The sequence below is a fragment of the Micromonospora craniellae genome, assembly GCF_014764405.1.
GTDB lineage: Bacteria > Actinomycetota > Actinomycetes > Mycobacteriales > Micromonosporaceae > Micromonospora > Micromonospora craniellae.
The window spans coordinates 2,264,931-2,290,609 of sequence record NZ_CP061725.1 but is presented as its reverse complement, the minus strand read 5'-3'; the positions used below and the strand labels follow the sequence as shown (position 1 = coordinate 2,290,609).

The 25,679-nt window shown below is 66.3% G+C and carries 14 protein-coding genes; 7 read left to right on the top strand and 7 right to left on the bottom strand.

Annotated features, from left to right (window positions below):
* Window positions 1-86: 86 nt before the first annotated feature.
* The 3 genes from ID554_RS10090 to ID554_RS10080 are packed head-to-tail and all read left to right on the top strand — an operon-like array spanning window position 87 to window position 2,580.
* Window positions 87-1,130, top strand: coding sequence for an FAD-dependent oxidoreductase (locus tag ID554_RS10090; protein WP_223884517.1), 1,044 nt, complete (start codon window positions 87-89; stop codon window positions 1,128-1,130).
* The gene (locus ID554_RS10085; protein WP_113974894.1) at window positions 1,127-1,558 is read left to right on the top strand and encodes a transposase; all 432 of its coding nucleotides are present in this window, start codon (window positions 1,127-1,129) and stop codon (window positions 1,556-1,558) included. Before ID554_RS10090 ends, ID554_RS10085 begins: the two co-directional genes overlap by 4 nt.
* Before the next feature lie 5 nt (window positions 1,559-1,563).
* Window positions 1,564-2,580: an IS3 family transposase gene (locus tag ID554_RS10080; RefSeq protein ID WP_113974893.1), complete on the top strand. Its 1,017-nt coding sequence runs from the start codon at window positions 1,564-1,566 to the stop codon at window positions 2,578-2,580.
* 225 nt (window positions 2,581-2,805) lie between these two features.
* Here the strand turns inward: ID554_RS10080 and ID554_RS10075 are convergent, their stop codons facing one another.
* The 7 genes from ID554_RS10075 to ID554_RS10045 form a co-directional block, all read right to left on the bottom strand.
* Window positions 2,806-3,876, bottom strand: coding sequence for an ISAs1 family transposase (locus ID554_RS10075; protein WP_117231056.1), 1,071 nt, complete (start codon window positions 3,874-3,876; stop codon window positions 2,806-2,808).
* Between the two features lie 371 nt (window positions 3,877-4,247).
* Window positions 4,248-9,689 carry a methylation-associated defense system ATP-binding protein MAD8 gene (gene mads8 / locus ID554_RS10070; RefSeq protein ID WP_117231054.1) on the bottom strand — a complete coding sequence of 1,814 codons (5,442 nt, stop codon included), beginning with the start codon at window positions 9,687-9,689 and terminating at the stop codon, window positions 4,248-4,250.
* A complete protein-coding gene (gene mads7 / locus ID554_RS10065) occupies window positions 9,686-11,326 on the bottom strand; it encodes a methylation-associated defense system protein MAD7 (protein ID WP_117231053.1) in 1,641 nt (546 codons plus the stop codon). Before mads7 ends, mads8 begins: the two co-directional genes overlap by 4 nt.
* Window positions 11,317-15,558: a methylation-associated defense system protein kinase MAD6 gene (gene mads6 / locus ID554_RS10060; protein WP_117231052.1), complete on the bottom strand. Its 4,242-nt coding sequence runs from the start codon at window positions 15,556-15,558 to the stop codon at window positions 11,317-11,319. Before mads6 ends, mads7 begins: the two co-directional genes overlap by 10 nt.
* A complete protein-coding gene (gene mads5 / locus ID554_RS10055; protein ID WP_117231051.1) occupies window positions 15,558-16,973 on the bottom strand; it encodes a methylation-associated defense system restriction endonuclease subunit S MAD5 in 1,416 nt (471 codons plus the stop codon). The genes mads6 and mads5 overlap by 1 nt, the downstream gene beginning before the upstream one ends.
* The gene (mads2, locus tag ID554_RS10050) at window positions 16,970-19,111 is read right to left on the bottom strand and encodes a methylation-associated defense system DNA methyltransferase MAD2 (protein ID WP_199489312.1); all 2,142 of its coding nucleotides are present in this window, start codon (window positions 19,109-19,111) and stop codon (window positions 16,970-16,972) included. The genes mads5 and mads2 overlap by 4 nt, the downstream gene beginning before the upstream one ends.
* 330 nt (window positions 19,112-19,441) lie before the next feature.
* Window positions 19,442-20,758, bottom strand: coding sequence for an IS256 family transposase (locus ID554_RS10045; protein WP_191088637.1), 1,317 nt, complete (start codon window positions 20,756-20,758; stop codon window positions 19,442-19,444).
* A gap of 1,096 nt (window positions 20,759-21,854) precedes the next feature.
* On the opposite strand from ID554_RS10045, the gene ID554_RS10040 reads away from it, so the two are divergent.
* The 4 genes from ID554_RS10040 to ID554_RS10025 all read left to right on the top strand — a co-directional run bounded on the left by ID554_RS10040 (window position 21,855) and on the right by ID554_RS10025 (window position 25,090).
* Window positions 21,855-22,304 carry a hypothetical protein gene (locus ID554_RS10040; protein WP_117230975.1) on the top strand — a complete coding sequence of 150 codons (450 nt, stop codon included), beginning with the start codon at window positions 21,855-21,857 and terminating at the stop codon, window positions 22,302-22,304.
* Between the two features lie 41 nt (window positions 22,305-22,345).
* Window positions 22,346-23,047 carry a hypothetical protein gene (locus ID554_RS10035; protein ID WP_117230974.1) on the top strand — a complete coding sequence of 234 codons (702 nt, stop codon included), beginning with the start codon at window positions 22,346-22,348 and terminating at the stop codon, window positions 23,045-23,047.
* A 20-nt stretch (window positions 23,048-23,067) separates the two neighbouring features.
* Window positions 23,068-24,156 (top strand): helix-turn-helix domain-containing protein, encoded by a 1,089-nt coding sequence (locus tag ID554_RS10030; protein WP_199489304.1) that lies wholly within the window; start codon window positions 23,068-23,070, stop codon window positions 24,154-24,156.
* 487 nt (window positions 24,157-24,643) lie between these two features.
* On the top strand, window positions 24,644-25,090 hold the full coding sequence (locus ID554_RS10025) for a GNAT family N-acetyltransferase (protein WP_223884515.1): 447 nt from the start codon (window positions 24,644-24,646) through the stop codon (window positions 25,088-25,090).
* Window positions 25,091-25,679 lie beyond the last annotated feature (589 nt).

The following is a 25,679-nucleotide window of genomic DNA, read 5'->3' as shown; positions in this document are numbered from 1 at the left end:
ATGTTCCAGCACCTATCCAGTTACGGTGTCATTAACACTGTTATGTAACGTCACTCACTTCGGTCGCCGTCAACCGGTTGTGCCCTATGGTCTGCGTGGTGAGCTGCGACGGTCTTGATGCTCTTGTAGTCGGTGCTGGCGTGTCCGGGCTGACGACTGCGGTCTGTCTTGTCGAGGCCGGTATACGGGTCGAGGTGTGGGCGGCGGACCCGCCCGAGCGGACCACCTCGTACGCGGCCGGGGCGATGTGGGGTCCGTACCTCGTGGAACCGGTCGACCGGGTGCGTGCGTGGAGCGCTGAGACCCTTGATGCCCTGCGGGATCTCGCCGTCGACCCGTCGACGGGGGTGCGACTCGTCGCCGGTGTCGAGGCCTCTCGCGAGTGGGTCGATCCGCCGGAGTGGGGCGACCACCTCGACGGGTTCCGGATTTGTGGGGCGGGCGAGCTTCTGGACGGCTTCGTCTCCGGGTGGCGATACATCGCGCCGCTGGTCGACATGCCGGTCTATCTCGGCTACCTGCGGCGGCGATTCGAGGCGGCCGGCGGCGTGGTCGAGATTCGGCGGATCGACGCGTTCGACCAGGCCGCTGGTGTCGCTCCTGTTGTCGTCAACTGCGCAGGCCTGGGCGCTCGGCACCTCGTACCCGATCCCGAGCTGGTTCCGATACGCGGGCAGCTCGTCGTGGTGGAGAACCCCGGCATCACCGAGTTCTTCTTCGAGGACACGGGGCTCTCACCGGACCTGACGCACTTCTACCCCCACGGCGAGACAGTCGTCATCGGCGGGACCGCGCTGCCCGGCGAGTGGAGCAGAGAACCCGATCCGGACACCGCTGCGGCGATCATCTCCCGCTGCGCCGAGATCGAGCCACGTCTTCGGGACGCCCGGGTCATCGCCCACCGGGTCGGTCTGCGCCCCACACGGCCCTTCGTCCGGGTCGAGCAGGAACGACTCGACGGCATCCGTGTGATCCACAACTACGGCCACGGCGGGGCAGGACTCACGCTGTCCTGGGGCTGCGCTTCGGAGGCGGCGGCACGAGCCCCTCCCTGTCACGCTGATGTGAGACAGCCCGTCTACCAGGGGATACTCTTCCTGGACGGCCCTGAGGAGAGCACATCAGCATGACGTCGAGGCCCCATGAGAGTCTGGATCCGGACGCCCGGCCCCAGCGGCGGACATTCACCGCGGAGTTCAAGGCGAGGATTCTGGACGAGTACGAGTCGGCGCCGGATGCGGCGGCTCGCGGGGCGATTCTGCGCCGGGAACGGCTGTACGGTTCACACCTTCTCGACTGGCGCAAGGCGCGGGATGCCGGAGCCGCGGCCGGCCTGACGGACCGGCGGCAATCGGCTGCGCGGGCGGCGAAGAAGGCCGAGAACGCTGAACTTTCCCGTCTTCAGCGGGAGAACGCCCGCCTGCAGGCCGAGTTGAACAAGACCCAGACCGCGTTGTCGATCATGGGAAAAGCTCACGCGCTCTTGGAACTGCTCTCCGAGAGCGCGGATGCCGTGGCGATGCCGAACTCGTCCTCGCCGAGGCGCAGGCGGCGCTGACGCCGTTGTGGGGCATCGCGCCCGCGTGCCGGCTGACCGGCCTGTCGAGGGCGACGCTGTATCGCCGTAGTGCCCCGCCGCTGGTCTCCCGGCCACGGGCGCCGCGTAAGCCGCCGCCGTCCGCGCTGACCGAGCCTGAACGCCGGCAGGTCCTGGACCTGCTCAACAGCCCGCCATACGTGGATCTGGCCCCGGCGCAGGTGTGGGCCCGCGAACTCGACGAGGGCCGCTGGTGGTGCTCGGAGTCCACGATGTACCGGATTCTGCGGGCCGCCGGGCAGACCGGCGAACGCCGCAGCCAGGCCACCCATCCGGCCCGGACCAAACCCGAACTGGTCGCCGACGCCGCGAATCAGGTGTGGTCGTGGGACATCACGAAGCTGCGCGGCCCGGTCAAGGGCGTCTGGTTCCACCTTTACACGGTGATCGACATCTGGTCCCGCTACGTCGTCGGGCACATGGTCGCCGCCCACGAGGACGGCCAACTCGCCGAAGCGCTGATCGCCGACGCCGCCGCCCGCGAACGCGTGAACCCCGATCAGCTGACCGTGCACGCCGACCGCGGCGCCGCGATGACCAGCAAGACCGTCACCCAGCTGCTGACCGATCTCAAAATCGGCCGCAGCCACAGCCGGCCCAAGACCTCCAACGACAACCCGTACATCGAGGCCAGCTTCAAGACACTCAAGTACGACCCCACGTTCCCAGAGCGGTTCGGATCGATCCAGCACGCCCGACAGCACTGCGAAGCGTTCTACAGCTACTACAACCACGAACACCGGCACTCCGGGATCGGCCTGCACACCCCGGCATCGGTCCACCACGGCACCGCCGGACAGATCCGTGAACAGCGGCAACGCACCCTCGACGCCGCCTGGGCCGCACATCCCGAACGGTTCGGACGCCGCCGTCCCCAACCACCCCGGCTACCGGACCGGGCATGGATCAACAAACCCGACAACAGCCACCCGGAACAGGCCGTGACCTCGGCCGGAGCCCCTCTTCCACCAGCACAAAGCTAAACAAAATCAAGAAATTGTCTCAGTTGACTTGACAGGTTCCGGAGCCGGGCCGTGAGTCTCCCGGCGCAGACGTGACCCCCGTGACCATGGGTGCTCCCGAGTTGCTCGGATGCTCCCATGCGGGACGGACTCACGGCACGATTACTGGATTCGCACCTCTGCCGACCACTCATTGCGACGTCACCCAATCTAGGCACGGCGCGGACCAGGGCCCCGGCAAAGTCCTTAGGTGATGCCGAGCAGTGTCAGCGGGCGGGTGCTGTCGCGGGCGTGATGTCGGTTGGCGGCGGCGATGTTGGTGATCCCGGTCAGGCGTAGGGCGCTGATCGCGGCGTTGCGGAGGGCGGCCATGATTTCGGGGCCGGTGCCGGTGCGGATCTGGCTGCGGTCTTCGTCGTAGGTGACGTCGCGTACCCAGTGGACCTTGTTCTCGATCGACCAGTGCCCGCGGATCCAGCCGGCCAGCTGTGCCGGTTTCGCTTGGTGGGGTCGGAGGTCGGTGATGGCGTAGACGGTTTCGGTAGTGAAGCGTTTCGGCTGGTCCAGGCGGCGTCTGCGGCGGCGGATCTGGATGGCCTGGGTGGCGTGCGGGAAGTCGATGCCGGTGGAGATCGTCAGGATCTTGCAGCTGCGGATCTCGCGGCGACCGTGTCCGCGGTCGGTGTCGCGTGCGGCGTCCGGGACTGCCCGCCAGGGCAGTGCGGTGAGCTGGGCGTGTAGGTGGGGCTGGTTGCCTTTGACGGTGAGGATCCAGTGCGCGCCGCGTTGCGCGAGGTAGGTGACGTGTTCACGCTGGCAGTGCAGGGCATCGGCGGTGATCACCGTATCGCGTAGGTCGCTGATCTGGTCGAGCAGCGGCGCGAACCGGGTGATCTCGTTGGTCTTGCCGTCCACGTCGATGCTGGCCAGGACCACACCAGCGGCCTGGTCGCAGGCGGTCATCACGTGCCGGGCCGGAGTGTCGGTGGTACGGGAGCCGCGCAGGGCCTTGCCGTCGACGGCGATCGCCCGGCCGGCCGTCGAGGTGGTGGCGGTGGCCCGACCGGCGAGCCAGACACCAATCGCCGCAGTCAGTAGCTGCGGGTCCATGGCCTGCAACAACCGACGGATCATCGCTTCCGACGGGCGCCGATCCGGGGTCATGCCCAAGGCGAGAGCCGTTGCCGCCGGCACGTCGGCGACCCATTCGGCGATCGCCGTGTACGAGCGGTAGCCGGCGACCACGGCACACACCGCTGCGGTGACCACGACGGTCAGCTGGTGCCGGACACCTCGCCGGGCTCGTGGATCAGGCAGACCAGCGAGCGCTTCGGGCAGCCCACCAGCGGTTTCGGCAACGGTCAGAGCCGGTGCGCAGGACAGGGACGAGATCAGCGATGATGGCAGTGCGGGCATGACTCACTTCGGCGATCAGCATGGCGTAGGAACCTTGATGATCTTCTGAGCCGGTCATGCCCGTCTTGCTGCCACCACCAACGGCGCTTCTACTCCAAGCCTCACAAGTCAGACACCGTCACGACTTTGCCGGGGCCCTGCGGCGCGGACGAGCACGAACGCGGCCGGACGACGGACTCGGAATCTGGACAGCGGATGTATGAGTGCCCTTTGCCATGCTCAGGGCATTTTTAATCCGCGGAATTTCCTACCCACCGCATTCGGTTCATCACTCACCCATGCGCCGTCTTCGTGGCGCCGCCGTGCCGAGTCAATCGCGGGCGGAGGGCGACGCGTACCGCGCCATGGGTCATCGAGCGCTCTGTCGCCTTCCCCGCCCACAGGTACGCCTCGCCGGGCTGGAGGTTGGCAAGCTGTTCCGGTCGGAGAGCCATGAGGGCGGCATTGGCCTTCTGGATGTGCTTCAGCCAGGCGGGCGAGGTCATCTTATGCATGATGACGATGTCGGAGAGCTCGATGAGCGACACGGGCACCGACGGCGGGTCCTGGCTGGCCACGAGGATGCTCATCCCTTTGTGTCGCATCTCGCGGACGGACTCGACAAGTACATCGACCAAGTCGGGACTGTCGATGTACTTGTGGGCCTCGTCGAAGACGACCAGCTTGTTGAAGTGACCGCCCTCATCGGTAGCCTGAGCGAAGAGTTGCATAAGCACGACGAAGAGGCCGAGGCTCTCGTCCTTCTCGATGAACTCGTCGCGCAGGTCGACGATGATCAGCCGTCCGGGGCGTACGTAGTCAGAGATGCGCACGGAGTCATCTATGTAGAACGAGGCAAGGTCGAGCCGCTGCTGGGCGAGATCCTTCATATTGTCTGTCATGGCCGACGCAGCGACGGCGTTTCGAATCGTGCCGAGGCTCAGGTCGGCGCGGTGTGCCCGGAAGATCTGAGTGAGCTGGCGGAGGTACATCGACTGGTTACCGACGGCGCCGAGCAGGAACTTCCAGTGGTTGATGTGCAGTTCGTCCGACCCGAAGAGCAGCGGCTGGACATCTATGCCTGGGAACTCGCGGCGGCGCGTGTCGAGCTGGTCGGTGGGGGCGAGCAGCAGGACGTCTTTCAGTGCAGCCGGTTCGGCACCGTAGCGCTCTCGCAGCCGGGTGAGCTGGCGGTCGTGATCATTGGCGGCGATCATCGAGGTGAATTCGGGGGCGTAATCCTGGGTGCTGCTGTAGTGGAAGACGATGGTCGCGAGGGGGCGCGGCAGGTGGTTGATCCCCGGAGCAGCGAGCGTGGCGCCTTCGATGATGGAGCCGAGGGTGTAGCTCTTCCCGCCTCCCTGGACCCCGAACAGGCTGAGCGTGTGCGTCTCGTTGAGGTCGAGTGCGGTCTTACGGCCCCCAGCCACCTCGCCCAGCAGCGCCCACTGGGGTGTATCGCCGGTGACACCGACGAGGATGTCTGGCCTCGGCACCGCTCGATCAGCCTCAGCGGGCACGACGGCGACGTCAGCGCCGGATGCGCCTACCTCGCCTGCACCTGCGGCCTCGGGCTGAGGCTCCAGCGCCGGCTCGGGAAGCGCCCCCGACTGGACCTCCTCAGCATCGGATGCAGGTGGTTCCACAGCAAAAGTGCCATTATGCACTGACGACTCGGCAGCGTGCGCAGCACCCGACAACAGAGCCGGCGACTCAGGTTCCTCTTCTACGAGCGGCTCCAGGGTCGGTGCCCGGAACGCTGCATCGGCACGACGAGTGCGGCTCAGCGCCGGGACGGTGATGGAGTAGGGCTCGGTCGCGTCGCCCGGCCGGTCTGGCTCAGTCGGCACGGTCCCGAGCAGCTCGTCGATCTCGTCTCGCCCGATGTGGTGAAACTCGACCCCGCCGATTTTCTCCGGATCTATACCATCACCAGAAAGGTCGAAGACGAGCCCCGCGCGCTCGAACCGCAGGGTAAACCCGTCATCGAGCGTTTCCAGCAGCCGCCTCGCATGGCTCCCGACCGAGCGATTGACCATCCGGTAACGCTCGGCCCGCTCTAGATAGAAGCGCAGGAGGGCGGCCAGTTCCAGATTCTTCACCGTTCTGTCCACGCGATCGGGATCGGTGAGGTCGGGGTCGAACTGCTCCTTGAGCACCTTTTCCGACGTAGCGATCTGCTCGCTGATCTGCGTCTGCAACCGCTCGTACGCGGCCACGTCGGGGATGGTCGAGTACGCTTTGACCTCGATCAGCCGGCAGGTGATCGTCCGGCTGAGAGCGTCGAAGCTGAACAAAGCCAGGTCTGTGCGCCGCAACGACCGCTCTGCAGGCGCAGGGCGGCGACGCGTCTCGGCGTACAGCTCGTGGTGGGCGTCGAGTGGCAGGACGATCTGGTCGCCGAGCACGCGCTGTCCCTCTAGATAAATGCGCGCCAGCGCGAGCCCGAGCACTTCAGCACGTTGGTTGCGAGCAGCAGAAGCCAGCTTGAATGCCAGGCTCCCCGACAGCAACCGGATCTGTTCGAAAAACGTCTGCAGGTGCCGGTCGTCGACCTCGATGCCGTGGTCACCGACGACCGGAGCGAGCAGGCGCCGCAGCTCGTCGACCTTACGCGAGCTGATCAGAACCTGACGACCGAGTCCAGTTCGGGTGGAAACATAGTCGATGACGTAGTCGTTCGACCCGCGATCGTCGGCCCGGTCGAAGTACTCAAGGCCGAGGGTCCGGTCGATGACAATGACCCAGTCGCTGATGTCGTGTGCCTGGTGCAGCAGCGAGCGCTGCACGGCATCGAGCGTGAGGGTCGTCGTGGGTACGCGGTCGAACGCCTTAGTCGCGACGGCCGCGGCCGAGAGCGCTAGGTCACGTGGAAGCCTGACCAAGAGCTCCCCGGAATCTCCGGTCACGCGAAGGGCCGACGCGAACAGCGGTGTCTTGCGCCAGGTAACCCCGGCCCCCTCGTCATCGACGTCGAACAAGGTGGTCGCCTGCTGCACGAAGCCGTGCGCCGGTGCCTGCCTGACCTGCTGCAGCCGGGCGGTGTCGTGCTCTTCCCCGGCGAAGGCGTCGATGAGGATGGTTAGGTGTGCCTCGAACTCCTCCGGGCGCTCCTCGAACTCAACCAGTGAGCGCACCGAGTAGGCGAGCTTTGGCGCGCCGCGTGCCTGGCGTGCCGAAAACGCTTCGGCTTCGTCGCTGTTGAACCGGCTGTCCGAACGCGTGAGCTCGGCCAGAGTGCCACCGATTCCCGGCATCTCGGTCTGATCGGTACATAGGCGGAGGTCGTAGTTGAGTTGCTTGGTGTCGGGTCGCCGTTGGAGTTCGAGCAGGACTTCGACGATCAGGCCGGCGTCGCCCGGGTTGACGATGTTGAGCACGAGCGTTCGGACGTAGGGGTGCTGACGCACATAGCGCTCGATCCGGTCGGCCAGGATCAGGCTGGTCGAGTTAACACCGGACCCGCGCGCGGCGGCTGGTACACCGAGCGCGCCGGCGATCTTGTCGACGAGCCCGTGAGAGTCGTCGGCGCCGCTGGGGAGGTACGCCGCCCAGAATGGCGTCAGGTTGCCAACCGCGGCCAGCAGTCGCCCGTCTTGACGCGGCACTGCGAACGGGAAGCCGAGCGAGTCCAGGCGCCCGAAGAACGACGCCTGAGCGTTCGGCGCGGTGTCCCGCGGCTGACCGTCCAGGTCGGCCCGCCACTGAGCACCGAGTGCGGCCCACTCCGAGAGCCACAGCAGACGCAGCGGATGCGTCGGCCCCAGTAGAAGGAGCCGGTGCAGCGTCCCCAGGCCGTCGATGTAGGTGGTCGCCAACGCATCGAGTTGCTGTAATCCCGCCAGTGCGCGGAGCGCCATCGCCTTCTCTGCGGAGTCGGCCCGCTGTACGTAGGTCGCCTGGGCGTTCAACGTCCTATGGAAGGCGGCGGCGTACTCGGTGATCCGGGTGCGCATTCCAATGAGGTTGGCCGTCTCGACGACCTCGCCTGGGTGGTCGTCGTCGACGACGCCGAGCACGTCGGCGAAGAGCCGGTCGCGGGCCGAGAGCACCGCCCCGAACGCGTGCTCGGCCTCCGGCCCGAGTCCGGAGGCCCAGTCGGTCTCGTCGCGCCTCGGCACGGCAGGGGTGCCGTCCTGGCTGATGGGCAATTGCCACAGCCCGACCTCGGCTGGTGCGAGCAGCGTCTTGCGCTCGATGTCGGTCAATCGCTCGGAGAGGCGGACCTCGATGTTGCCGCCGCCTGGGATGTACACGCTGGCAGATACGTGGAGGCCGCCCTTGGCTGGTGTCGACCAGGCGCTCTGCCCAGGCTTCAGGTCACGCGCCGATTTTCCCTCAATACATCGGGCGAAGGCGATGCGCTCCACGGCGTGCAGCACGCTCTCGTATCGAGTCGCCTTGGTTTCTGGCGGCTCCTCGTCCTCGTCTGCACGGACCACGAAGAACGCCTCGCTGCGGCCGGTTCCCGGCTTCACTACGACCGGACGGTCGGTGTCGGCGACTGGAGTGACCGTCAGGACATGCCAGCCCTCGTCGAGGTCGGCCTTGTGCAGGTTTCGTACGGTCGCCTTGTAGTCGCTCTTTGGCTTTGCCCCGGCAGCGACCGAAACCGCGCGACCGGTGGGGCCGCCGTCCTCGGACTCGATCTCGGCTCTGAGCTTGAGCAGTCCGTCGGCTGGGGTCAGCGGGGGGTCGACCTTGAACTGGACGGCCAGCGTCTTCGTGCCGTTGGAGCCAGCGACCAGATAAGCCTGGCCGGCGAGGGACCTGAGCGCGGGGTACTTTTCTAGGTGCTCGGCGTTGTCGCCGACCCGGGGCAGATCGAGGGTGTGCACGTCGACGCTGATGGCGACCTCGCGACTGCGGGGCGCCGGCCACTTGTCGAAGGTGAGCTCGCGGTTCTCCCGGTCAGTGATGATTCGTCGGGTCCACGCGTTGCGGTCCTCCAGCCCGATCCGCCCGGCGAATCCGGCGAGTCTCGCGGTGAAAGCGGAGTCGGGCAGCCCGAGGCCGAGCACACGTTGGCGTTCGTCGAGCTCGGTGCGGCTGAGCTCGTCGACCTGCATCCGGTTGTGACCGATACGACTTGCCACATCGGCGTCCGAGTTGAACAAGCCGAGGTCGGGCACCAGCCCGAACCGGTATAGAGCGGCACCGGCCGCGTCAGGCTCGTAGTCATTGGCCGCGATGGTCAACAGGTAGTGCACCCAGGCGCGGTCGTTGTCGCGGCCGTCGTTCTTCTGCGCGAGGGTCTCCCGAAGCCAGTTGATGCCGTCGCGCAGGGCGGCCGGCACCTTCGCTAGGAGCTCCTTGCGCAGCATTCGATAGGCGTCGCCAAGGGCAACCTCCTCGAATGTCGCAACGCCGAACGAGTCCTCGGCGCTTGCCCGCAAGCCCGGTGGGACGAAGACCAGCAGGGGGCCGGTGGTCTCCATGACCGGTCGGTTTCGCAGCTCGACCAGCTTGGTGCTGCTCACCAACGACCCGGTGGTGTCCTCGCGGGCCTGCTCGTCGGCGGCCAGCAGACACACTACGGTGCCGGGCAGGGTCGCGGTCCGGAGTCGTTGGACCAGCCGGAGCGCCAGGTCGGTCTCGAGCTCGGTGACTCGCATGCAGTGGCCCGCCTGCCGGGCGGTAAGCAGATTCAGCAGGCGCGGAACCAAGACGTCTTCCAGCGCATTGCGCACGTCGGCAGGCGTGGGCTCGACGAGTCCGACCGTGGTCGTGGTCATCGCGCGCTCCTTTCCGCGTCGAGGTGCTCGACACGGATTGTGAAGCGCGGCGTGATGGTCTGGGTGAGGTACGCATCGGACAAGTCGCGGTAGTAGCCAATCTCCCGGAGCCGGTCGACGAACGCTGCGGAGTTCTCCCGCAAAGCAGCCTGGTCCGGTACGTCGGCACCGGCGAACCCGTCCTCGCTCGGCAGTTGATCGATGTGCAGCCCGTACCGGGCTCGGAACAGGTCCAATACCTCGTCGACGCGCATCGGCCAGGTCCGCATTCGCCCAGTCTCATCCTGCTGCACGAGCGCCACCTGCAAGAGCACCTCCAGCAGCCGCGAGTCGAGCACGAGCCGGCGTGCGCCGGCCTTCCCCCGTGGCTGGGTGACCATCTGACCGGGCCGATTCTTCATTAGGAGTGAGTCAATGCATTCGACTAGATACTTCCGCTGGAACGCGCCGCGGTAGTGCATGATCAGTTCCTGGTAGGTCTCGAAGCGACTGAGGCCGAGATCCACGATCGTCTGCAACTCCGGCGCGAGCGGCTCCTCCTCATCATCGAGGATGCGGCGTACCCGCATGTCGAAGAACATCTCGCGGTCTCTCTTGTGCTTGTCCGTCAACAGCGCGATCGCCTCGGCCGCCGGCAACTCGTTCCGCCCGCTCGCCTTGAGTAGCTTGCCGTGTTTGGCCAGGTCTGCGGCGAAGTCGCCCAGCTTCTGGACGGCGAACGTGCCCCGGACGAACTGAGGCAGCCTGCCGTACCAGATCGCGGCACTCCTGGCCGCATATGGGGCGGGGCCGCCATTGTCGACCCCGAGCACATCGACGAAGAGATTGACCGCATAGGGGCAGGGCTCCGCGGGCCGGTGCCCGCGAGTACAGGATGGATCCACGGCACCGGTGCGCACGGCGGCGGGAACCAGCTTGATCATCCGCAGGTGGTAGAGCGCGAGATGGAAGGAGAGCAGGATTTTTAGGTGCTCGACGAGCACCGTGCGCGGCATGAAGTCGCGGTGCAGCAGCAGCCGGAGCACGTCGTCGGCCATCAGCTCAGCGGGCTGCTTGCACAGTGGCACCAGTGGCTTGCGGGTGGAGCCGTCGGGCCGGTCCTGGGCCTTCTCCTCAGTCATCGACACCATGCTCAAGAGTGCCTGTGACTCCACGTCGATGTCGGGTCCGGGGATCACCCTCCCGTCGGCCTCGATGTCGGAGAAGAAAAAGTCCTTGAGCTTCTGGACCGCCAGTGGCTTGATCGCCAGCAGCTCGTAGAGCTGCTCGTCCGCGCCGTAGGGGCGAGAGCGGCGGCTATTGCGCAACCGGTAGGCGAAGCCGTGCAACGGTCGGGGCCCGGCGACTGCCTCGGTGACCCTGCCACGGTTGACGAGATCGAGCAGGTGCGTGCCGACCCAGCGCTGGCTGATGTCTTCGTTGTCGGCGAATCCATCGAACGGTGCGTCGGGATCGAGCAGCAGCGAGAGATAGTCCTCCACTGTAAGGTCGACCGCCCGGCTCATCCGGCTCGGCACCCCGTCATGCCAGAGTCGGGCAAGGAAGGCGGTGAGGACCCGGTCCATGGTGAGGGTCTTGTAGTCGATCCGGCTGATCGAGTCGCACCGAAAGGCTCGGTCCTTGCTGTCTAGCGCCATTCCGTTTCCTCGGTCTCCGGTATGTCCGCGGTCTGCGTGGTCAGGTGCAGGACTCCGTCCCCGGTGCGGCTGACGGTGTGCATCAGCGCACCGTCGACTGTGAGCAGGACCTCCTGATACGGCACGGCCGCGAGCTGGTTCTTGAAGATGGTCACGGCCAGCGCGTATCCCTGGTCGTCGTCGACGCTGGCCTGGTAGCCGCGCCGAAATCGCTCGATCAGTTCGAAAAGGTCTAGCCCGATGCGCAGCTCCGCCGGTGCAGCTCCTGCCCGGCTCCGATCGGTGTAGGTCAGCCTCAACGCGCTCGGTCTGGTCTCCAGATAACGGTGCGTGTCGGAGCCGACCCGCCCCACGGTGAACCCGCTCTTAGGAAAGCGGCGCAGGCTGCGCACTGTGCCACCGACGACGTCACGGACCCGGATCACCAGCCCACCGTCCGCAATCTCAGGCGAGGTCACTCCCTCGCTGCGGTTCAGCGCCCGCAGGACATCCTCGACCTGGGGCTGAGCCCGGTCGAGGTAGGCCAGGAAGCTCCGGGCTGAGGCATACGGCAGCATCTTCGTCGCTGAGCCAGGGTCGCGCATCTCGAAGTACATCAAACGCCGGGCCGCGGCCACATAGTCGGTCGTTGCCTGCGTGCTGGTGGGGTCCGCGATGATCTCGTCGTGGACCGCTTTGAGCAGGACACGGTCGGGATTGCGCCGGTCCCCGGGGGTAATTAGGTAATGCTCCAGCAACCCTTCGGCCGCCAACCGCCGGTCCAGCACCGGCTGTGGCACCGCGGCGACGTCGACCTCGCGCAGCTGCACGAGCAGCCGGTCCCGCTCGACATCAGGCGCGCCGCCGCGGTAGGAGTTGAAGTAGTGAGCTTCCAGGATCGCAGCACGGTCCCTCGCTTTGTAGAGGCCGTGTATCTCGGCGCAGTCACGTCCTGAGGTGATTGTGTAGGCGAGTGCGGAGCGCATGTCTCGCAGGGTGATGTGCAGCCGCCCTCGCAGCTGGGCGATCTCGTAGATGCGGCGTAGCCGGTCACGCACCTGCGCGCCGATCACGGGGTTGGCGATGGTGGCCGCATTCCGCCGGGCATAGCAGGAGTCGATGAGGACGCAGCCTGTGCAGGCCTCCCATAAGCGCGGGGCAGTGATCTCGACCAGCATCCGCTCCAGAACGGAGTCGTTGTCGCGGTAACCGTCGAGAGTGTCCGCGGGCCGCACGGTAACGTCACGGAGGTTGAGATTGACCACGGCGACTGCTCCCGGGCTCTTCTCTCCACGCAGCCCCTCTTCGACCGCTACCTTGAGCGCCGCAAACCGGCGGCTGCGGTGGGAAAGGAAGTCGACCAGGCGGCCCTCATTGACCGCGATCAGCCGCGTCTCGCCAGCTAAGGTGCCGATCTCGTCGGCACCTTCGAAGGGCGCGAAGAACTCGGTGAGCACCTCGTCGCTGGCGATGTCCTCTTCGTCCTGGCTGCCGTCGTAGTTGGTGCGGAAACGCCTGCCGCCCAGTTCAAACTCGGCGCTGTTGGGCCGCTCCGCAATGAAGGTCGCACCCTTAGCCCGAGCGTCGGCCGTGAGCCGCTCCAGGAAGGCAGTCTTGCCGTCTCCGGCGTTTCCGGTGACGATAACAAGCGAATGCGCTCCGTCCAGCACTGCCGGAGCGAGTGCCATGTCGAGAGCAGTCGGTACGTAGACCCGGTAGTCGTGCGCATCCATCCCGCGAGTGCCGCGATTGCTGCGTCGGCTCTGACTGTAGAGAGTCTGCAGGTGGGCAACGAACGGGTTCTCGCCCGACGTTCCAGGCTCCAACCCGTCGCGCGTGGTTGCCGGCGGCACCTCGCTGGTGTTGCTCACCTGAACTGGGATGATCCTCGTGACTGGCGTCGGCGCCTTGTCGGCCACCCGCAGCGCTGTAAGGAACTCCTCCGCGCTCGTGAACCGCTCCCCACGCCCGGGAGCAATCGCCCTCAATATGATCTCGACAAGCTTTGCCGGCACCTCCTCCGGCAACGTAAACCGGGTGCGCGGGTCCTCGGCCGGCACCGCCGGGGGCGGAGTGCTCGCGTCCCACGGGTACGCCCCGGTCAGCGCCTCGTACAGGGTCACGCCAAGCGCATACAGGTCCCGGTCGACGAACCCGGCGCCGGTAGCGGGTACCTGGTCGATGTCGGGTGGAGTGTACTTGGGCGTGTTGGAGGTGTGGGCCTGGGTGGACTCGGGGGTCTTGGCGATGCCGAAGTCGAGGATCCGGACACCGTCCTCGGTCCACAGCAGGTTGCTCGGCTTGATATCGCAGTGCCACACGTCCAGTGAGTGAATGTGCGCCAGCCCCGATGCCACATCTAGACCGATCCTCAGCACATCCGCCACGGTCAGAGGGCCGCTGCGGATGACCTCACCGAGATCCTTGCCCTCGACGTACTCGAAGACCAGGTAGGGGTGGGAGTACGGCGGCGGCAGCTGATCGACGTCGACCATCTTGAGCACGTTGGGGTGAGTGGAGCCGCGCAGGCGGTCCATGACCATGCCCTCACGGCGGGCCTGCTCCTGCGGGTTCGCCGGGTCGTTCAAGATCAGTTTGACCACTCGGTCGACGTTCCGCATCGAGTCATAGACGCGGTAGGCGACGCCGGAAGCCCCCGGCTTGCCCAGCTGAGACTTCACCAGGTACTTCGTGCCCAAAAGGTAGTCGCGCTCCAGACGTCGCCAGAAGCCCGGGTTGCGCCGAGGGTCTGCGCTGACGTCGGCCGCGTTCGACGGCGGGCTCTGCGAGTTCCCGCCTCCGCCACCGCCGATGCGGCGCTGCGGACGACGCACTTCCCCGATCGCCAGCAGCAGGCGACGCAAAGCCTCCTTGGCGTTGGGCCGCTCGCTCGGATCCGTGGCGCAGAGCAGGGTCAACCAGTGCCGCAGCTGCGGCGGCACGTCGGCCTGTACCAGATCCTGTTCGGGGAGCACGCCGCGCGCCCGGACCTGGGTCGTCATCGAACCGAACGGCCGGTGTCCAGTGAACAGCTCGAATCCGATCACGCCAACGGCGTAGATGTCCGACTTCGCGCTCATCTTCGTCGGGCTATCGATCGTCTCGGGAGCCAGGTACGCGGCGTCGGCGTTGGCGTGCGCGTCGAGCGCGACCGTATACGCTCGCACTTGGGCCGTCTTGGCGTAGTCGAAGCCAGTGATCATGGCCCGGCCGTCGTTCGTGAGCAGGATCGTAGCCGGGCTCAGAGCACGGTGCACGAGGTGTCGGCTCTGGATCAATGCCAGCCCGTCGAGCACCTGCCGCAGGATGAGCAGCTTTCGGTCGAGGGTCAGTGGCTCGGCGGCGCCGAGCCCCAGATGTACCCGGAGCGCGGAGCCCTGCACGTCGTCGTAGACCGTCACATAGCCGCGGTCCTCGGCGTCGGGGAAAAAGTCGCGCACGCCGACGATGGCCGGATGAGCGGGCAGCTTGCCGAGGGCCTCGTAGGCAACACCGATCTGCTTTTGCTGCTTGTCCCGCTCCTTCGCCTCGGTGTAAAGATCCGCCTGGCGCACGACCAGACGGACGGTGCCGGAGCCTTGGACGGTGTTGGCGTTCTTGGCACGGTACTCAGCGACGACGTCGACGCCGGGGGCGTGCTGAGTCTCGCTGAGAACCTCCAGCACCTGCCAGTTGCCGAAGAGCAGCGGCCCCGAAGGCACGCTAGCCACACCCTGGATCGCTTCGACGATTTTGTCGTGGTGGCGGCTGATGTCGGCGTCGACGGCGTAGGCGCCGGTCGGCACCCGGGAGACGTCCGAGAGTAGCGCCATCAGGTGCTGCAGGTTGACCGTCGACTCCGCGTCACGCTGCGGGAAGTTGTGGTCGACTAGCCGCGCGTCCTTCACCGGCAGCACGACGACGGCGTCCACGAACACCCGGGTCAGCGCGCCGTAGTGCTTCTCCAGAAGTGCCTTGACCCGCTTGGCGTTCTCACGCAGTTTCGGCAGCGGACTGTGGAACGGCACGCGCCCAGAAGGCATCCACTTGCTGCCGTGGACGTCGATGCGGCCGAAGGTGCCCTTGACGTCGATGGCGTACACCATGTGGTCTGTCACCACAGCAAGGTCGACCTCGAAGAGATTGCCCCGCGCGTCGGATACCTCGAAGTTGTGCAGGACCGTCCAGTCGTCGGGCCCGTGGTCGCGCAGGTAGGCGATGACTCGCCGCTCGGCATCGTTCGCGGGCTCACCGATCCGAACGATCCTTGCCATCAGGCTTCGGCCTCCTCAATAGCCTGCGTCAACAAGGCCAGCGCTTCATCTTCTAGCACATCCGCGCGGTCACGGTCGCGATATGCCTGACGGACCGTTTCGGCGATGCGCGCCCGATCTGAGGCGGGAGCGAGAGGCACCGGAAGCGCGCGAAGCAGTTGCGTGTGGTACTCCTGCTGTTTCCCGCCGACACTGATCGAGCGGAAAATTCGGAACAATACGTTCGTACGGAACAAGGCGAACAGGTATGCCCCAGGCACCTCTGCGATGCCGCTCACTACCCGTACGAAGTCTTGGCTGTAGGCGTTCGCGAGGGCGGACCCGGTTACGAGCACCGATCGCGAGTACACCTCGTTCTCACCGAACGTCCCGTGGGCTGCCACGAGGATCGTCTCGTCATCCTGCAGGATGTCGGCCGGAGCCGCTGCAGCGCTGATCCACCGCCCCTCGGGTCGAGTCCAGAATGCCTGGCGTTGACCCACCAGGCGAACTCCGTGCTCCCGCCCAGCATCGACCCGCTTGAATCGCGCGCCAGTTCGGAGCATTCCGCCCTCGCAGACCTCACCGAGCGTCGTTCCAGGTACGGACTGCAGCTGGTCGAGCAACCGCTGGGCTCGGGGGCGATAGTTGATGGCACGAAGTGTCGCGGGTGATACACCGTTAACCACGAACCCCAGGTCAGGTTCCTGAGCATGCCAGCGGTAGTCGATGAGGTCGGGCAGGCCGACGCTGCGAAAGAAGTCTTCGGTGGCGGCATGTAGGCCGGCCTGGAAGGCGGCGCGTAGGTCGGCGGCTTCCGCGACGAGGTCGTGGATGCGTTGCTCCAGGTCGGCGTCGAAGCGGGGTACCGGGAGGTCAACGAGGTGGTGCGGCTCGATGTGTTGGATGATCGCGCCGTACGCCGAGGACACGATCATCGGGATCCCGAAGCCGCTGCGCAGGAAGGTATACAGATAGCCCGACGGGATCTTGTCTGGATCTGCCTGCACCTTCATCACATGCTGCGACGACCAGAATCCGGCCATGTCGGGCCGAACGTACGCCATGCGGCCGATGGTGCCTGAGCAGGAGATCAGTGACATCCCAGGCTCGACCTCAAGGTAGGGGAGCGCCGTGGCGATGTCCCTACTCAAGCGAGGCAGGTAGCTGAAGTCGGCCTCGAGCATGTCGGTGCTGCCGAGGAACGGGACGCTATGCCCCGGGTCGTTCAGGTAGATCCGGCTGAACTTCGGGCCGTTGAAGATGCCCCCGCTGTGCCCAGCAGTGACGCAGTCGAGACGTACCGTATTCGGGAGCGCCTCCAGCCTCTTACGGGCCTCCAGCGCACCGGAGAGGTACGGGGCCGGGTCCAAACGACAACCCTGCTCGAAGAACCAGTCGACCTTGACCGGGTTGTCGAGACTGGTGACCTTCACTCTCCCGCCCCCTTGCCGGCGCGTGGGTCGAAGCCGGGGATGGGATGGTGCTTGCGGAACTCCCGGTACTTCTCCGCGATCAGCGGCAGGTCGTTGTCGATGACCGGGCGGCTGCGCTTCACCACGCGGGTGCGGGGGACGCTGGAGATGGTGATGTACTCGGTCTCCTCGAAGGTCTCCATGATGAGGTCGCCGTTGGGGGCGCGCTTGTAGAGCTCGTTGCCGCGGCGGTCGACGCCGACCTTCTCCGCGACCGCCATGAAGACCGGGTAGGAGATCGCGTTGCCGAGCTCTTCGGCGGTTTTCTCTTTGTCGGTCTTGCGCTTGAGGAAGAGCAGCGTCGTGAGGATGTTGACGTTGGCGTCGACGATGAACGTCTCCACCGGCAGTTCGATGCTGGCCAACACCCAGCACTCCCGCAGGATGAAGCGGCGGATGCCCTCGTCGGCCGGGCCTGGGTTGGAGAGGATGCCGTTGGGTAAAACGATGCCGAGCCGGCCGCCGGGCTTGATCCACTCAATGGCGCGCTGCACAAAGAGCTGCTCGGGGGCCAGCGCGCCCCGGAGGTTTGCGCTCTCGCGCAGCTCGCCGGTCTCCTTGTCGCGCGACCACGACTTTGCCACACCTTCGCGGAAGTCGCCGAGCACCGACTCGTCGCTGACCGGGATGTCGGCGCCGAACGGCGGGTTGGTCAGTAGCACGTCGACCACGCCCGGGGCGTTGCCCTTCGCCAGCGGGATCCGTTTGCTCGCCTCGGCGACACCGGAGAGATGGCCCTTCGGGAAGGCGAGAGAGTCCATGTGGAAGACGTTGCCGGGGGTATCGGCCAGGGTCATGATGTTCATCGACGTCGCCCTGACGAGAAACGGGTCGAAGTCGGCGCCGAAGAGGTGCTGGTCGGCATACTTGCGCAATCGATCGCGATAGCGCTCGCTCTGCTCCGGAGAATCAGGCAACCCACGCGTGCCATCCTCGTCCTGCATCTTGTGATGAAGGTGGGTCAGGGTGGCGTGCAGAAACCCGCCAGTGCCGCAGGTCGGGTCGAGGACGGTCTCGTCCTCTTGTGGGTCGAGAACTTCGATCATCAGCTTCACCGCGCCGCGCGGGGTGAAGTATTGCCCGCGGTCGCCACGCAGGTTGGTGCCGACCAGCTCCTGGTAGGCCAGTCCCTTGGCGTCGATGTCGGTGCGGCCTAGGTCATAGGGAGCCAACTCGCTAACGATGAAGGCTAACGCCCGCTCCGACAGGGTTATCTGGTCGTGGTCGGTGAACAGTCCCGAGGCGGCGTACTGCTTCTTGACGTCCTCGAAGAGGTCGAGGATCCGAGCCTGGATCGCGGCGCGACCCTCCTTCTCGTACGGCTCTGTCATCGTCGTGTAGAAGCGCCGTGTACTGCCGTCACGCGCGGCACGCTCGTCATACATCTTCGCGAAGAGCAGGTAGAGGAACTGCCAGAACGCAGCGTCCTTCGGCATGCCCTCGTTACCGTGGATGTAGTTGTGGCAGCGCCGGAAGGTGACCTTGAGCATTTCGGGCTCAGCGCGGCGCAACTGCTGCGCGGAGGCAACCTGGCCGGAGCCGACGGTGCCGTCTGCCAGCGGCCAGTCGGCGCGCTGGTGGTAGGTGGCGCCGAAGCGGCCCGACTCCTTCTCGATGAAGAAGAAGTCAACATTGTCGGTCCACATGCCATAACGCCGTTCGGGGAAATCCTCGGCGCCCAGCAGTGCTTCGAGTTCGGCCTGCTCGGTCTTCATCTGGTCAAGGTCACGCAGCTTGACGACGTTCTTGCCGCGCTTCGGCTCCTGCTTGCACACAACCACGCGGCGCAGGTTGGCCTCGGTGTGGTCGGTGCCGGGGGCGAAGACGGCGATATCGGCCTTCTTGTTCCTGGTCTTGCCATCCAGGCCAACCTTGACCGGAAAGTCGCGCGCCATGTCCTCCGGGGCCACCTGGTACTCGTGGAAGAGCACCCGCAGGATCCGCTGCCGCACCCGCTCCTTGCCGTTGTCCTTCACCGGCTCGTTCGTGAGAAAGTCAACAAGGTAGCCCTCGTCGAGGTGATGCACCACCGAGCCGGCGTCGGTCTCGGTCGGCACCTTCTGCTCGCGGGTTGCAGTAGGGGTCACGAAGTCGGTCAAGTCCATCATCTCATCAAGTCAGCGTCACGAACAAAGGACCACACCCACGCCGTACTGAGGGGCGTGCGGGCCGTGCGTCATAACCTATCGGCCCGGCCCGACGAGTTCGCGCCGGCGGGGCTCCGACCTGCCGCTCGCCATCAAGCGTGGCCTGACCTGGTGTGGAACGATGGCTTCGATAGGGCGATCCGTCCCGTTATGACTGTTTCTGGGTGAGAGTGAAGAGGCTGGATTGGGTCTCGGTCAGCATTTGGTCAGGCACCTCAGCTTGATACGGGTGCCTTCGGTGGGTCTGTCAAGTTAACGGTGTAACTGGGGTTGGTTGATCTTCTACTTGCGGCCGGCGGACAGGCGTCCGTCGAAGGTGATGTCGAAGGCGTTGAGTGCGCTCTTCCAGCGGGTGGCCCAGCGTTTGCGGCCTTGCCCGGTCGGGTCGAGGCTCATCACCGCGAGGTAGACGCACTTGAGGGCGGCTTGCTCGTTGGGGAAGTGTCCGCGGGCGCGGACGGCGCGGCGGATGCGGGCGTTGACGCTTTCGATGGCGTTGGTGGAGCAGATGATCCGGCGGATCTCGGCGTCGAAGGCCAGGAACGGCACGAACTCGGCCCAGGCGTTCTCCCACAGCTTCACGATCGCCGGGTAGCGGCTGCTCCATGCCTCGGCGAACTCGAGGAATCGTTCGGTAGCGGCGGCCTCGGTCGGTGCGGTGTAGACCGGTTTGAGTGCCTTGGCAATCGCGTCCCAGTGCTGGCGGGCCGCGTAGCGGAACGAGTTCCTGAGCAGGTGCACCACGCAGGTCTGGACCACGGTGCGGGGCCAGACCTCTCCGATGGCATCCGGCAGGCCGGTCAGTCCGTCACAGACGGCCATGAGCACGTCGTCGACGCCCCGGTTCTTCAGTTCGGTGCAGATCTGCAGCCAGAACTTGGCGCCCTCCCCGCCGTCGCCGGCCCACAGGCCGAGGATGTCTCGGTGGCCGTCGGCGGTGACCGCGAGAGCGACGTAGATCGGCCGGTTGGCGACCTTCCCGTCCCTGATCTTGACGTTGATGGCGTCGAGGAAGACCACCGGGTAGACCGGATCGAGGGGCCGGTTCTGCCACTCGGTCATACCGTCCATCACCTTGTCGGTGATGGTGGAGATCGTCTGGCGGGAGACCTCGGCGCCGTAGACCTCGGCCAGATGCGCGGAGATCTCGCCGGTGGTCAGGCCCTTCGCCGACAGCGACAGCACCAGGTCCTCCACCCCGGACAACCTGCGCTGACGCTTCTTGACGATGGCCGGTTCGAACGAGCCCGCTCGATCGCGTGGCACGTCGATCTGCACCGGCCCGACATCGGTGAGCACCGTCTTGGACCGGTTGCCGTTGCGGGAGTTGCCGGAGTTCGCGCCGGCCTGGTCGTGTTTGTCGTAGCCGAGGTGGTCGGTGATCTCACCATCGAGGGCCGACTCCAGCACGATCTTCGTCAGCTGCTGCAGCAGCCCACCCTCACCGGACAGCTGCAGCCCCTGCTCACGAGCCTGGGTCACCAGCTGTGACACCAGCGCCGGGTCGACACCCCCTGGCGTCGTCTTCGTACGCGGCCGCTTGGCCTTCTCGTCACCGGGCACAGCGGCAGTGTCCACCGCATCGGTCGTGATCGTCATCAAGTGCTACTCCCTTGATCGGAGTTACACCGTTGTTTTTACAGTCCCGCAGGTTGATTGAGAACGGACACTCCACGGTGACCGTGTCTGGTCGCGTGCCGTGGTCACGGTGGTCGGGCCGGTGCTGGCCATCTCCACTGCCATAGTGGCCATGTCATCGCGATGGCTGCCGTGGCCGTCCTGGGCTGCGTCGTGGCCACCGTGGTGGTGGCCAACTCGACGGTGTCGGCCACTCACCGCGGCGGCACGTAGCCAGGCCGGCGCCGGCCGCGTGTCGTAGGCCGGCGTGGCCGGTGGGCCACGCCAGTCGGCGTTGGCTGATGACACATATCGCCGGAGGGTGCGCCAGTGCCGGCCAGCCGTAGGGCGGCCATCCGCGACGCCGCCACGGGAAGAAGCGTCCAGCCATGAGTGGCCGCGACGACAGCCAGCCGCGACGGCCGCGCCCCGTGGTACGTCACGACCGCGGGTGACCCGTGCCAACGTGGCAGAGGACGGACTCTTCCGCCGGCCGCAGCGACGCTCCGACGCTGCGCCTGCGTCATCGCGGTGTCAGCGGTCCTGTGCCAGACCTTGTGGCCTTGGACAACCTGTGACAGACGCGGTGCGCGTCTGTCACAGCCCGGAGGCGGCGCCCGGCGGTGGCGCCGCGAATGCGAGGCGGTCCACCAGTGGCTGTCAGAGGATGGTGAGCGTCTGTCAGAGCCGACGTGACGCCCGACGGGATGGCAACACAGACCGCCATGCGAACTGACAGAGCAGCTCAGTCGGGAGATTGCATAGTCGATCATCGAACATGCAGATCGACTTTCTGTGAGAGTGATGTGCTAGAGGCCGTCCTGGGGGATTCGAGCGGATAGGTGCCGTCGCGGAGGGTGCTGTCAGAGCGGTGTCAGATCGGGAAGTGTTCGCCAGGTCTGACAGACCTCGATTGGAGAGTGGGGGCGACGGCGTCGGGCTGGGCGTTCTGGGCGACTTGACCTCCTGCGAGAGGTGAGCGTCGATGGTCACCGGTCGACGCCGGACCTGGCCGCAGCCACATCGGTGCGGCCATCGGCGGCGGCCACGCTGCGCCGTCGACGCGAGGAGACCGACCATGACCGCCGTGAACAGCACCCGCCCTCCGCATCGTGACCTCCCGGAGGACGTCACCGACGTGCTGCTGTGGCGGACGGCCGCCAGCGTCATCGCCGCCCACCAGCCCCAGCCGGACCGGCCGACCCGCTGTGTGAGCCTGCTCTGCGCCGGGCAGCACTACCCGTGCCCACCAGTACGCGCCGCCCACCGCGCCCAGCAGCTCAGCCGCCGACGCGTACCGGCGGCGTCCGGAGCACGTGCGGCGCTGGCACCTCGTGGGGTGGCGGTGGTCGCCGGTTGGTCGAATGGCCGCCTACCACGCCGGCGGTTCGCCGATTGGCACACCGCCGTCAGGGCCGCGATCAACCCGGCACGGGCGATCGGACACTCGGCGACGGCGGTGATCGGTCGGGTGCCGTCGACCGTGTTGGCGGGTCCGGCTCGGGTCGGTGGCGTGTCGGCCGCTTGATTTCGGCAACATCATCAGGGGGATGGGCTAGGTTTTCCGGCATGGGGTTGCTGGGCGACGCGGTGGCGGTGCTGGACGAGCGAGGCGTGCTGGAGCCGTTGGGCGGGTTGGTCCGGCAGGTGTACCGGCGTGCCGCCGACCGTCACGAGCCGGAGCTCGGTGACGACGCGATGAGTTTCGGTACGACCGTGTGGCGCAACCTGACGAATCTGGGCAAGGCCACCTTCGACGGGATCGACGGTGTGCGGGTCCGGGTGGAGGACAACTCGCTGGAGATCCTGTGCTCCGGCTATGTGGTGCGGCTGTACTCCCTGCAGGGTGGGATCGAGTCGATCCGGTGGGAGGGCAGCGAGGCCCGGCTCGGCGGGGCGGTGGAGAACAGCCGCGACCGGCAGCTGGCGTTCGACGATGAGGAACAGTTCCCCGGCGTTTTCTCCGGTGTCGTGCCGCCGAAGCGCCATGTGCGGGTCGCGCACACCGGGGACATCACGACCGGCGAGGCCACCGCGTACCTCGGGCTGCCCCGCGACAACCGCGACGGCGGTTCGCCGTGGTTCGAGGTGATGCTCTGGTTCGGCGACGCCACCACCGTCGGTACACCGCTGCCGGCGGTCGGCGACCCGGCGGGTGTGCCGGGGCAGCGGCACGACGAACTGGTGATCCCCGAGCTGTCGATCGAGTCTCTGCCGCCCTTCCCGGCCCACGGCCGTACCGCTGGTGGGTCTGTTGGTCGATGGGCGTGACCGGCGCAGCGAGGCCGCCGGTGCCCGCAGCCGCCGCGGTGGCGGCGTTCGAACCGCACGCGCTCGGCCTGGCCCGGCGGTGGCGGCGGATGCGCAAGAACGAACTGGCCCGGCAGGTCGGTGTCACTGCGGCGGCGGTCAGCCAGTACGAGCTGGGACAGGCCCGCCCGTCGGCGTCGGTGCTGGCCCGGCTGGCGTTGGCGCTGTCGATGCCGGTCGAGTTCTTCGCCTCCGGCTTCCCGGCGCCCGCGACCCCGGGCCACGCGCACTTCCGTAGCCTGCGAACGACCAGCCAGGCCGAGCGGGACCAGGCGGAGGCGTTCGGGGAGGTCGCCTGGCGGGTGGTCGAGGTGATCGGCCGCCGGCTACGGCTGCCCGCGCTGCGGCTGCCGCACCTCGACCTGCCCGACCCGACCACACCCGAGGACGTACGCGCCGCCGCAGCCGCGGCACGGGAGGCGTTCGGCCTCGCAGATGGTCCGGTGCCACACGTCGTGCGGCTCCTGGAGGCGCACGGGGTGATCGTGCTCGCCCTACCTGAGGTCTCCGAACGCGTCGACGCCTTCTCCCACTGGTACGGCCAACGACCGTTCGTCTTCCTCAACCCCGCCAAGAACGACAAGGCCCGCTCCCGGATGGACGCCGCACACGAACTCGGACACCTGCTCCTGCACCACGACGCCGAGCCCGGCAGCCAGATCCTGGAACGCGAGGCCACCGCGTTCGCCTCCGAGTTCCTCGCCCCCAGCACACTCCTGGCCGACGAACTACCACCCCGCCTCGACTTCGAACGACTCCACGAACTCAAACGCCGCTGGGGCATCAGCCTCAAAGCCCTCGTCTACCGGGGCCGCGACCTCGGCATCTACCGCGACCACACCTACCGGCGCGGCATGAGCCTGCTCGCCCAGTGGGGCTACCCCGAACCCGGCGACCTCGGCCCCCGCGAACAACCCTCGCTACTCGGCAAAGCCACCGAACTCCTCGACCGCCAGCAGACCACCGCCGACAGCCTGGCCGCGACAGCCGGCCTCCCCCCAACACTCGTCCACACAGTGATCAACGCCGCCACTGAAATTCAACCCGAGCTGCACCTCACTCTCGGGTGAGCTTGAGCTTCGCCCATGCGGCGGCCAGCAACGCGGACAGTGATCACCAGGGACGGATGTCGTCCGGCTGATCGGACCAGCGACAGTTGCCAGCGTCGTGGCCGCAGTGGAGGCGGGCCGCCGCCTCGGCACTCCTACTTTGCTCGATTTCCCCGCGCTCCACGCCACCCGGCGATGGGTGCAGGACATGGAACAAGCAGGCGTTGACGGATTCACCAAGACCTCGAATATCGACGTCAGCTTCGGTGCCGGCCACCCACTCGCCCGAGCGCGCGCCGTTCGTAGCTGGTCCCGGCTCCTGGTCGCGGTCTCCGGCGGCTTCAGCGCCACCTGCCCGTCCTCGGTATTCCAGACTGGGACATCCTGATCGTCGGACGTAGCATCACCGATGCGGTCAGACCCAGGCGGGCCGCCGCGCAACTTGTCGCAAACATACGACCGAAGCGGAAAAGGCAAAATGCGCATAACCGGCCTTAGTCGGGACCTGGTGAATTCGGTGCTGGCCTTGATGGATCAAGGTGCTCCCTATGTGAAGGCGCGAACGGCGTCTGACTACTGGCTGTATGCCCGACTGTTTGCATCGACATGTCCGGTGGCGATTGTCGATGGATTTGTCGTGGGCGCCGTGATCGCCATGCGCAGCCAGGAGGATCCGAGTGAGATTTACATCCAGGATGTAATGGTGCATCCAGATTATCGTCGCGAAGGCGTTGCAGCCGCACTGGTGGGAAGTGTTCGTGCACGCGCTGAGCGATGGGGCTGTAAGCGGATCTACCTGACGTCGGAGCCCGGGAACGCGGCGGCCTCTGGTGCCTGGACATCAATGGGCTTTGTGAATTCCCCGGGTGACTATGCCGTCAATGGCGTATCGATTGTTCGTGGCTTTAAAGGTCCAGGAAAGGACAGGGCGGTCTTCGAGCTGACTCTGTCATAGTGCTTGGTCCAAACGAAACTGCGTTCTGTCTCATTTCGAACGTTCGCCTTTCCGGCTTCCGGCTGGACGCTCCGTCGCTGCGCACCGAGAGTAGGCGCCGCAACGTGCGACGCCGTCGAAGACCAACTCCGCCCGAGTCAAAGCGATGAGGCCAGGCTGATGTCGGCCGAGGAGCGCCCACGCGTCGGCGGTGGCCTCGTGTAGCCACGACCTGACGAACTGTGGGCTCGTGTCCCGCTGGTCTTTCGGCCCTCCTGCTTGGCACAAGACCAGCACAGAACTTATACGTCTTGGTGTTCCAGACGTAGCCGCCAGGGCGCAGAATGATGTCACTGGCGATCGGACGAGGGCAGTCCTACGTACCGCAGTGACGCTGCTTCAGTAGGGCAGTGTCCAGTGCCGGACTCTGCCAGCAGGCCAACGGCAAACGTCGGCGGTAATAAACGGTGACACCGTCCACTGCTACGATTCGGGCCCTCGAACTGCGGTCGCCTCCTTCGGAGGTTGTATGGACCTCGCGGCACCTGCCACCTAGGATTTATCAGTTGCGCCGCACTTGTCAGATCAAGGTAACGCGGCAATACTGGCT